Annotated in this window: 9 protein-coding genes; all 9 read right to left on the bottom strand. The window is 51.5% G+C overall.

Features of this window, described 5'->3' with window-relative positions:
• Positions 1-27 precede the first annotated feature (27 nt).
• The gene (locus Q8P05_02940; GenBank protein MDP2666430.1) at positions 28-534 is read right to left on the bottom strand and encodes a hypothetical protein; all 507 of its coding nucleotides are present in this window, start codon (positions 532-534) and stop codon (positions 28-30) included.
• A 109-nt stretch (positions 535-643) separates the two neighbouring features.
• Positions 644-1,999 (bottom strand): ATP-binding protein, encoded by a 1,356-nt coding sequence (locus Q8P05_02935; GenBank protein MDP2666429.1) that lies wholly within the window; start codon positions 1,997-1,999, stop codon positions 644-646.
• A 149-nt stretch (positions 2,000-2,148) separates the two neighbouring features.
• Positions 2,149-3,156 carry a type II secretion system F family protein gene (locus Q8P05_02930; protein ID MDP2666428.1) on the bottom strand — a complete coding sequence of 336 codons (1,008 nt, stop codon included), beginning with the start codon at positions 3,154-3,156 and terminating at the stop codon, positions 2,149-2,151.
• Between the two features lie 15 nt (positions 3,157-3,171).
• Entirely contained in the window at positions 3,172-4,065 is an 894-nt protein-coding gene (locus tag Q8P05_02925) for a type II secretion system F family protein (GenBank protein MDP2666427.1), read from the bottom strand.
• A 4-nt stretch (positions 4,066-4,069) separates the two neighbouring features.
• A complete protein-coding gene (locus Q8P05_02920) occupies positions 4,070-5,554 on the bottom strand; it encodes an ATPase, T2SS/T4P/T4SS family (GenBank protein MDP2666426.1) in 1,485 nt (494 codons plus the stop codon).
• A gap of 4 nt (positions 5,555-5,558) precedes the next feature.
• Positions 5,559-6,068, bottom strand: coding sequence for a hypothetical protein (locus Q8P05_02915; GenBank protein ID MDP2666425.1), 510 nt, complete (start codon positions 6,066-6,068; stop codon positions 5,559-5,561).
• Between the two features lie 24 nt (positions 6,069-6,092).
• A complete protein-coding gene (locus Q8P05_02910) occupies positions 6,093-7,211 on the bottom strand; it encodes a hypothetical protein (protein ID MDP2666424.1) in 1,119 nt (372 codons plus the stop codon).
• Positions 7,208-8,209, bottom strand: a complete 1,002-nt coding sequence (locus Q8P05_02905; protein ID MDP2666423.1) for a hypothetical protein — start codon at positions 8,207-8,209, stop codon at positions 7,208-7,210. The genes Q8P05_02910 and Q8P05_02905 overlap by 4 nt, the downstream gene beginning before the upstream one ends.
• A partial coding sequence (locus Q8P05_02900) for a VWA domain-containing protein (GenBank protein ID MDP2666422.1) occupies positions 8,202-11,052 on the bottom strand: 2,851 nt, incomplete at its 5' end. The genes Q8P05_02900 and Q8P05_02905, both read right to left, overlap by 8 nt.

The raw sequence follows: 11,052 nt of genomic DNA, 5'->3' as shown, positions 1-11,052 counted from the left end.
GCGCTATAGTGCTATAGCGCTATAGTGCTATAGCGCTATAGCGCTAACAAAGCCCTCCTGATCCTCAAGCTCTTTGTCACTTTCGTTCTTCAATGTCAAACTTTCAGGTTGCTTTTTTTCAGCCGCAGATCTAACATTAAGTACGCAATAGTACACTACAAAGAGAAAAAGCGCAATGATTAGCCCAAAGGAAAGAAGCATTATCAAACTCTTTCCAATCTCCGGTGTAATGAACCCATATTCAATCAAGATATCAACCGTTGGAATAGATCCGACCAAGGCTGCAACCGTTGCAATGTAACTCAACAAATTTTGTTGATTTGAACCGCTTTTCAAAATTCCAACCATTTCATCATGTCGGGCCCACTGGTTCCGTTCTTGAATGACGAGAGGAGATTCGGGGATAAAAATGGGGAGTGGCTTGAACATATTATTAAGTGAGTCAATAGAGTCTTGAATCGACTTCGCAATTCCAGTAAGTTTCTCTGGAGGAGCTTGAAAAAACAGTTTTTTCTTTGCAATATCTTCACTCATATCGAAATTCAAAGCGCTCAGTTTTTAGTTATGTCGGATATCATATCTGAAAAAGCCATCGCATTCAAATTGGCAACGCGTCTCACGGTCGCTGCATCTAACTTCCAGTTCAAGTGCTGCCTTTTCGTAAAATGTAATGAGCCCCGCGTGTCTTACCTATTTTTTTAATCAGCCCTCTTTTTTCAAGTTCATTCAGATTATTAATGATTGTCGGTGCAGAATAGTTAGTTTTTTCAGTAAGCGTCTTCGTTTTTGTACTTTTGGATTCACGGATAAGCTGGAGTATTTTTTCCTGAAGCGGAGTTAGTTCCAATCGCTTGATTTTTTGGGTACTTTTAGTGTTATATAGTGTCACGCGAAAAGCGTTGCCAATTTCCTCAAATTTTGGATCAGGCAATTTCCAAGCACGCATCCGTTCAATCATTCGTGGAATTCCAGTCCCGAGCCCTTCACCGTATTTCGCATGACTGAGCAATTGATACAATCTTGGATTTCGATGGACGCTCAGTCTGCCGAGCTGTGAAATGGGCAGTCCCTTTGGCAAGGATCCTGGATTTGTTATTTCAACGCGATCATCAAAAATGCTTACTTGAGTCGCATTTTGATTAAAGTAATCCCGATGCCCCAACGCATTGATCACGGCTTCACGAATTACTTCAAGAGGATAAGTTGGCTTTTCGGTTCTTCGGGTTAACTGGATTATTACCTCTTTTTCAGTGTATAAATCAATGAATCCAATCGTTTTTTCGATTGCATCAATGAGAGTGGCCGTAAGCCGCTGAGTATTCGCAATATGAATGGGCTCAACCCCCTTAAACCGAGTTAACCGTATTTCGCTTTGTGGAATAACTGCTTCGATTTTTCGGGCAAAAAATAGAAGGGCCAAATTTGTAGGAGTTTCTTTATTTGGGCCTTTCAGTAACCCCATATTTTGAAGGGCCGTTTTTTCATTTAGACTTATTTTTTCATTTCGAAGTTTTAGGTATTCTTGAACCTTGGAATTTTCAATATCTTCTAATTTGACGCTTGAAACTGTTTCCTCAAAACTAAGGATTTGCCTTACACGCAAAAAATCAATTAACTCCTTTTCATTTAATGCACGTGTTGTATTTCCAACTCGGACGTATATTTTTCCATGATAGAAGCAAGCATATTCGTCATTCACTGAATGCACCTGAACAACCAAGATCTTTTTGGCATTATTTTCAACTATTTTGAAATCAGCTTTTGGTACTGGCCTTGCAGACTGAATAATACTCGCAACCGCTTGAGTCCAATCATCCACCTTTTGTGAGGGAACACCAACTACGTTTCCTGCTTTATCTACCCCAATTAGGAAAAACCCACCAGATGGCTGGTTAGCGAACGCACAAGCCGTTTCTCCAATGCCTTTTGAATCGGCTATACTGGACTTTCTTTCGAGCGACTCGCTTTCCTCTTGACTCAGGAGCTCTTCTACAGTCATTCAATCTTAAAGTATCTTAAAGTATTTTAAACTATCTTTAAGTGGGTATTTCGTATTCAGATATTTACCAAATTTCAAGTAGACCCGTCAATTTCAGCCCCCAAATTTATCTACCAGCAAAAGCAGGCAGGATTCTCCCATAACCGACCCTAAAGCAGCAGATCCCCGAAAGCCGCCACCAGGACGAACCGTACAAGATAAAATAGGCCGAATGAGAAAAGCAGTACCACGGGGATGTATTTCACCCCGTCCTTTTCTCTTCCGGTGGCGATGGCCCCCAATATGAGCGAGGCGAATATGCCTCCTACGAAGAGCATGATTTGGGCGAACAAGACGATGAATTGGGGATCAACTATCTCTCCTTGCCCGCTGATAAACCCACTCAATCCAGAGAAGCGCGATCCCGCTTGGGCGAGCACCCCTGGGTCTACTTGCGGGGTGGATGATATCTGGGAGGCCATGACCTGCACAATGAACGACGACACCGCATACAGCGCGGGTCCCCCGAATGCCGCGGAGAAGAAGATGAGAATTAGATAAATAGAAATGGAGGCGCGGGCCTCGCTCTGCAACGCCAATTGGGTGCGGAGGTTGCGAGAAAGTTGTAAGAGGAGATCCGCTATTTCCCCCCCAGAAGAAATGCCTCGGGCGAGCAGCCAGACGGTACGCTCAACTAATGTTGATTTGATGTGGCGGGGAATCTCCAGAATGGCTTTCTCCACTGGCATTCCCGAGAGGATGCGGGTGGATACCCGTTTCAGTTCGGTTTCCAATGGCCCGAATTCGGGGCGCGCCGACACCAGGAGGGCGCGTTCCGTGGTTAACCCTGATTTGATGTTGCTCGCGATGAGTTGCAGCGCATCGGGAAGGATTTTTTCGACTTGGCTGCCCCGCCCCTCCGTTTGGAGATCGAGCAAAAGGTAGGTCGCGCCGATGAACCCTAGGGATACAACGGCCGCTCCTAAGAAGACGAGGATGATATTCCATTGGAGGAAAATGGAGGTGATAATGGTAGATAGCACCCCTAATACGAAGGCCATCAGGACGATGTTGATGACAAATTTTCGAGAAGATATCCGCATGCCGAGGTAGCGGAACTGCGTTTCAAACGCATCTTGTATTTCCCGCAATACGGGAATGCCAATGTCAGCCGACATACCTTTTTCTCCTTTTTATTCTCCCAGCAGAGTGGGACGCTTGCTCTTCACCACGCCCAGGAACATAAATTGTCCCACCCCCACGAACAGGAGGAGGATCCAAAAATAGGTCTCGCTCACCTGGATTTGGGGGAATGAGGATAGGACAATGAGGAAGGTGATTCCCAGCGCGGGGACGATGACCCCGAGCATCATGTACACGAGGGAAAGGACTTTCATCTGGGATTCATAATTCCTAATCTGGATGGATTGGGCGTCCGTCAATGAGTTCACGCTCTCGGCAAGGACCGCGGTGACATCCGCTCCGGCCTTCATCCCGTTTACTATTTGCCAGATGGCGCGGCGGAAATAGAGGCTGGGGTTGTATTCCGCGATGCGTTCCAGGGCCACCTCTTGTATTTCCCCGGTGGAGATGCGATCAACCGCCTTCTTGAATTCCTTGGATACGGCGCCATAGTTGCCTTCGGCCACCACCTTCATGGCATCATACAATGAGACCCCGGAGTAGAGTTGAACGAGGATGGTGCGGAGGGCGTACACCAAATTCCTATCCAGATCGCGCACTTTCTTCTTGACCTTGATAATGGGATACGTGATCAGTTGGAGCAGAACCAGGAACGAGAGGAAGAAACTCACCCCGAGCGGGGTGAGCAAGTCCAGTGTCCCTAATAGGCGGAAGCTCATTACGAAGAAAAGGAATGAGAAGAAGATGAAATAGAAGAGCACGATCACCATGGACATGGTGGCATACTCCTTCACCGTCACTGGAAATTCGGCTTTTTTCATGTCGCTGTCGTGAAGGGGCAGCATTTTTCCGAATTGGCTGCCCAACCCGATGAAGTGTTTGCTCGCCCAGCGGAGCATGGGCATGGGGAGCAGGCTGAAGGGCATCGTGAAACGCACGATCATATAGTCATTTCACCCCGGCTCGTTTGAGGATGGCATCGGGGTCACTGTAGTATTGAGCCATCACCTTCCCTACGTCATTGATGTCGCGCAACTTTTGGGTGCCCATCCAGTCGAGGATCTTCTTTTTCTCCACCAGGTTTTGGTTGATCTCCTGGTGGGTGTAGCCCGTGTGTAAAGCCAATTCGTCGTAGAGGCGAATGCTTTCGGCGTATTTCTCGATGGAATCATTGGCGGCGCGCCAGCGGTAGAGGATATTGGGTTTCAGTTGGGTTTTGCCTTCGCTCCCCGTCTTCATGGGAACGAACTCCGCCAGTTGAAGGATACGGCGCACCCCCAATCGCCGGTTGCGGAACATCACCACATTCAGGTGCACCGCTTCCAAGAGGGCGGGGGCAATCTCAATGGGCGGGCTGACGAGACGATTAATGGTTTCTTCTGCCGTATTGGCGTGCACCGTGGCATATACGGAGTGTCCGGTGTGCATGGCTTCGAACATCACTTCCGCTTCCCTTTGGCGTCGGATTTCCCCCACAATAATTCGGTCGGGGCGCATTCGCAATGAGTTCACGAGCAAATCCAACATGGTGATGGATCCTTTGCCCTCCGAGTTTGGCTCACGCGTCGTCATGGGCACCCAGTGTAAAAAGTCGGGAAGAGAAAGTTCACGAGTGTCTTCTATAGTAATCACGCGCTGATTGGGTTGGATGAAGGGGAGCATGACATTCAACAAGGTGGTCTTTCCACTCCCTGTTCCCCCGGAGACGATGATGTTCAGTTCGTATTCCATGGCCAGCCAGATGAGGGCCATGAGTTCAGGAGTGGAGGTTTTGCTTGAATTGAAATCCGTTACCGTCCAAGGGTCGCGGCGGAATCGGCGGATGGTGAGGGTGTTGCCGCGTGATGATATAGGGAAGAGGGTGGAGTTGGCCCGGTCCCCCGTGATGAGGTGGGCATCCAGAAGAGGGTTGAGGATGGTGACTTGTTTGCCCACGCGCCGAGCAATGATGCTGGCATAGTTCTGTATCTCCGCCTCCGGGTGGAGGGTGATGTTGGTTTTCAGCCACCCGTGTTTCTTGTGGTACACCCATATGGGTTCTTGGGCGGAGTTCACCACGATTTCCTCGAGGTTTCCGTCATCCAATAGGAATTCGATGGGCCCTAACCCCACCATCTCATTGAGCAATATGGCCGCGAGCTGTTTCCTTTCCAGGGTTGAGAGGGTGGGTAATTCCTTCAACAGGAGTTCCTCGGCTTTTTCGCTGAATTGGGTGCGGAGTTCCCCCACGAATTTGGCGTCGAGCATCTTTTCGGATGAGATGTTCACTTCCGAGATGATCCTGGATTTGAGGTCATTGAGGAGGGCACGTGTTCCCAAACCCACGCGGGGGGTGTGGAGGTGGTAGATGTTGACGAACTCATTTTCCTCCGTGCGGATATCAATTTGCAGGGGGATGGAGGAGGGGATTTGGTAGGAGTCCAGGGTCGCCATTTTTTCACCGAGCCACGGGTTCTTTGTAGAGGATGATGGGTTCCCCGAATGCGGGGTATTTCACGTCGACTAGACCATTGTCTTCCAGGGTTTGGAGTTCTTGCGCCACCTTCTCTTCCATGAGCCCTAATAGCCGGGCGATCTCATCCAGTTTGATGGCGCGGCGGCTCTTCACGAGTTCGAGAATCTTATCATAGTCGGTGACGATGAATGGATCTTCCTCCTGGCGCGGCATGGAAGAAGGATTAGGTGATCGGGTTCGTGTGGGAAGAGGAGAAGGGGGTGGGGTTTGGGGGGAAGAGACATACCCTTGTGGGAGAAGTGAACGCTGACGGGGGGGTATGGTGGGTATTGGGATGGACGGCCCGCGCACGGGGCGGGGGGGTGAAATAGTGGAAATGGGTGGGCGTAAAAAAGAGGCAGCCTCCTTTCCTGGCGAGGGGGCGGTATGCAGGTGGAGGAGTTTGGTTAACCCATTCCAGAAAGGGTGGGGGGGAGCCGGGGGACGTTCCATGGGAGAAAAATTGATTTGGAGTTTTTAAGGGGTGGCGGGAACCAGGAGGGGGTCAGAGGGGCTTCCCAGGTTACCAGCATGATCTCGCGCGCGGATGACATAGGCGCGGGCCTCGAGTTGGGGGGGAAGGAGATAGTGGGTGTCGGGGGTTTCCCCGAATATAGAATAGGTAGTGAATCCCCCCGCGGCTAAGTCCTGTTGGTAAATGATGTAAACCTCCGTGTCGGGGGATATCGAAGCGACCCATTCAAGATAGGGGTTTTGGAATGTGAGCCCGGTGGGGGGTGCGGGGGGATCATTGTCAATTATCACGTGGATAGGGATATCTTCCGAAGTCGCAAGCGCGTGATCGGAAGAGTAGGGGGGTGTGTTTTCGTGCAGGCGGGCGCGTAATGCTTGTGTATTCTCGGGAAGGCGGAATGAGAATGTGAATGACTGATTGCCTTGCGGAGGCAAGGTGAAGACCGCGGTTTGGGGAGTGGTTTGGATAACCATATTATTATCAAGCGCGTCGATGAAGAAGAGGAAGATATCCTCCACGGAATGTTCTGTGTCATTATGGATGGTAATGGTAAGGGACACCGGGCGTGTCGAATAGGCCACCTCGTCGACAAGAAGCGCGGAAATGGTTAATGATAAAGGGGGCGCGACACATTCGGTGTTCGTGCACACCAACCCTTTTGGACACCCACACCTGTCACAATCGACAATGAGGTGGGTGTTCGAACACCGATAAGGAAGGGTTTGGGAACACTGCCCTTCAAGGGTGGCATCGAGGCACACGCGTCCCGTTTGGGTGGCGGGAATTGCCACTTGTCGAAAGGATTGGCCGAGGCGGATAATCAGAATTTGTAATCCAGCGGCGTCGAACCGGAGGGGGAATGAAACGATACATGGGTCGCCCGAGCAGAGGGATTGGGACTCCTTTTCGTCCTGCTGGAGCGTCAGCATCTGGCCATCCCCCCCTGTGAGGGTGATGGTCAGGTTAAAAGATTCTCCCACCCCCACTGAGGACGGAGCATCAATCGTCCAGGTGGGGGCCGTAGCGGGTGTTTCGGTGTAGGGTTGGTAAATGAGATAGTAGAAGAGCCCGCCCCCCACGATGAGCGCCAAGGCGAGAGCGAAGAGATCCATAGTCTTCATGTCGGGAACACCACCGCATTGCTCTTGTAGGTGTCGAACCCCGGTTTTCGAACGTTATAGTTGGCGTCCTGATAATAGAAGGTCGCTATTTTCTGGACAAATGTCATGTCCATTTCAAGTCGAATGGGGGTGCCGGCGTGGGTAACACGCACCCCTTCACTGAATTGCACTATGATGGGAGAAGATACACAATTGGCGTCCCCGCAGGAATAAGCAATCGTGTTTGGGAATTCGGGATCGAAATGGCCGCGGATGATGAGGGGATAGGTGGGTGGGCATAGCGCGCAGTTGCTATCCTGAAAGGAAAGGTGGATGTAGGGAAATGGGGAATCGGGGTCATAAGGGTCGTCGCGGCATTGGGGGGTGTTGTCGAATGAGCAGGCGACCCCATTGAAGTCGTCTACGGTGGATAACAAGGATAGGGTGATGTCCACTCTTTCCACCTGGTCTTTCATCGAGAAGGTATTGGAGCAACCCAACTGGGAAATGCTTTCTAGCCACACCATGGTGTCGTCGCGGAGGGCATATTGGATACATTGGGGGAGGAGATTGAATTGAGCCGTGGAGGCCGTCCCCCCCCAGGCCGGGGGGCGCGGGAGGTCAATCATCACATCCACCCCATCATAGGTGCGGCTGACATTTTTGTCCATGGCGAAGAGGCGGTAGGCATGGATGAGGTCGAAGTAGGCGCCCAGTTTTCCCGTGGCAATAGGGAGGGTTTGGTCGACATGAAAGCGGTTAGCGTCAATAGTATACGTAAAAGGGAATATGCGTTGACGGATGCTGGGCACCCCAATGGGATGGTCTAAGGTAATAATGTCATCCGTGATGTCGTCGTATTTGGCGTTGATGGCATTGAGCGCCGAGATGTCGATGGTGTTGCGGGCCGTGCGTTGGTTGACATTCACTGAGAAAACCACAAGAGAAATGACCACCCCCACTAGGAGGAAGGTGAGGAAGGTGAATAGCACCCCACGTTGATTGGAGTGCTTATTCATGCAACCACGCCCAATAATCCAGGGTGAAGAATTGAGTATTGGGTAATGCGTAGCAGAAGATGACATCCTCGTTGTTGTAGGAACACTCTGGAATGATCCCATCCGGATTCACCACAGCATACAATTCCCCTTCGGCCCCCAGGTTCTGGGTGAAGGTATAGGCGTATGCAGCGCACACCGGGTCCGCTTGGCCGCATAATGGAGGAACCGTATGGGAGGCGAGCACATCATTCTGCGTGGGTGGGCCGCGGTAGAAACGCACTTCGGAAGAAGGCGCATCCAACGTCCCAGCGCTGATCACTTCCACTCCTAAATCCACATTTCCGGGGGAAAGGATGTCGCCGGAATGAATTTGAATGTTGAGGTCGCGTTGGTTGAAGATATCCGTCACGAATACATTCCAATCCACTCTCACTGACTCCCCATTGGTGTCAATGTATTCGAAAAAGGTTCCCGGGGAGGGGATGGAAATGACCTGCGTCTCGCACGCGAGCTGGGAATCGCAGGGGATATTGAATATGTAAGAGGCCATCCAGGGGGGTGGGAGTTGAGTGTTGATGTCGAAGACGAGGGTGCCATTGGAGAAGGAACCATTTCCATCATCCACAAGAATGGTTCCCGGATCGAAGAAGGTGCTGATGTTGGCATCCGTGGCGAGGTTCTGGATGTTCTGGGCGATGAGCGCGTATATATCCACGAGCGCATTGGCGTCGGAGGCGAAGTAGTATTGGCCCCCCGTAATGGAGGCGATGCTCTTGAGTTCATCTTCATCCGCATCGGCACCGAAGCCGATCGTGTAGATGATGATATTAGCATTGGCCGCGGCGATGGCGGCGGTGTCGGGGTCTGTTCCATAATTGGTTTGGCCGTCCGACATGAGGACCTGGAATTTCAATGCGAGTGGGTTCGCCCGCACACTCTGTAATTCGTTAGTGGCCCTGTCGATGGCGGATCCCGTGGCGGTGCCGCCAAATGCCACAATGTTTCCAATGGTGTTGCGCACCGCCGCGAAATTGGAGGTCAGTACTTCATCGAGGTACGAAAGGGTGTTGTAGGTAACCAACCCCATCTGATCCTGCAGAACACTCCACCCATTGAAATCAATGAATGTCTGGGCCGCGACGATGGCCTGATCCACTTTGGGGCCCTGGGACAAATCAATGGTGATGAGCCCGGGGATGGCATTATCGACCGCGAGGTACGCCCACCCGTTGTTTATCTCGAGATCCCGGTAGCGGTAGGGGGTTGTGTAGGCATCGATAAAGGCGGGGGTATTGATGGTGCTGAAATCCAACACCTGCAGGGAACTTCCATCGGCCACATAAAGAATGGTGCCATCTGCCCTTGCCGCGTAGGCCGTGCCGGGAGTGTTATACGTGCTGAGAAGGTTGGGAGAAGAAGGATTAGAGATGTCAAAGAACCTCACCCCCGCCAGACCGTCGGAGACGAACGCATAAGGGTAGTCCACACTGACTTCATAGGCGTAGCCGGATGTGTTGTAAAAACCCACCTCCTGGGGAGTGTTTTGGGTCACGTCAAAAATACGCATTCCCGAGATTCCATCAGCAACATAGGCATAGCCACCATCCACCCACACCCGCCACCCGTCATCCAGACTAGCCGCTCCAATGATAGTCGGCGAAGTGGGGGTGCTGGTATCCAATACAATTAATCCATCAATAAAATGCGTTTGAAAACGGGCATCCCAATTCTGGGAGGATGTATTTTGGTAGGCGTTCCCCCTGGAATAAGCATTGCCATTGCGTGCGCCCCATTGGTAATAATTGGAATTATTAGTAGAGGGGGTGGTGAGCACCAAATAGTAGGTGGAACCACTCGTGAGGGGGATGATGGATGGAAAAGAGACGATAGCGCTTTGGTAGGAAGCCGATAGGCTTCCAGGGGATAACGTAGCGGTGCCTAAGTTAGGCCCATTGAGCGTGGCGCGGATATTCACCTCCAGATTACCAATAGGGTTGCCTACTCGGCGCACGTATGCCATGGCGCCGCTCACGAAATCCACGCTGGGGATGAAGGATTGGGCGGCGAATAGGTTGGACGCATTGCGTCCAATCACCAGGACCTGGTTGGTACCGGCGGTCATGCTTTCATCCACATTGGACGACGAAAACGTGACCACATAGGTTTTATCGCCCTCCGCCGCGACCCCATAAGCGCCCCCTCCCACATCCACCTGGGCCACTGGAAAGATATTGATGGGGTTTGAGATGCCAACGACCCTTAATCCTTGCGTGCCGTCCGCGAGATACGCATAGTTTCCGAAAGCGTCCACATCCCGGCCGATTCCGGGAGAATTATAGGTGTCGAAGAACATGGGCAGGCCGGGGTTGGCAACATTGATATCCCGCAACCCCCCCGAGCTGTCCGCGATAAGCGCGGTGCTTGTTGAGAGGGCGATACCGAGAGCATCGGAAGTCGAGAGTTGGCCCCCCCAACTCATGCTTCCTGATTTGTCGAACACCACCATCACATCCACCGGTTTGCGTGTGCCGGCATTGGCGGTGATGGATAAAGTAACAGAAATATTCTGGTCACAATAGTAAGGCCCGTCCGGGGTGACATTGACATCCAGAACAATGTTCACATCCGGCGATCCTTGAAACCGCGCGTCAGGGCCCTGCATGAAAAGATCATTCCATCCCCCCGGATGCGAGAGGAAGGTGTCGGTGCATTGGGAGGAGGGTTGTTGCTTGAAGAATATTCGGCGGCCGTGCACGGGAGTAGCGGAGTTAGGGATGGGAGTGCCCGCGGTTACTTGGCTTACATTGGCATCGGGAAAGCAGGAGGAAAACGTCTGGTTGGCCCGGCAGGCATTCACATCC

The organism is Candidatus Diapherotrites archaeon, from assembly GCA_030688545.1.
GTDB lineage: Archaea > Iainarchaeota > Iainarchaeia > Iainarchaeales > VGJJ01 > VGJJ01.
Note: the sequence above shows the minus strand (reverse complement) of the source record. Positions and strands in the feature narration are given on the sequence as shown.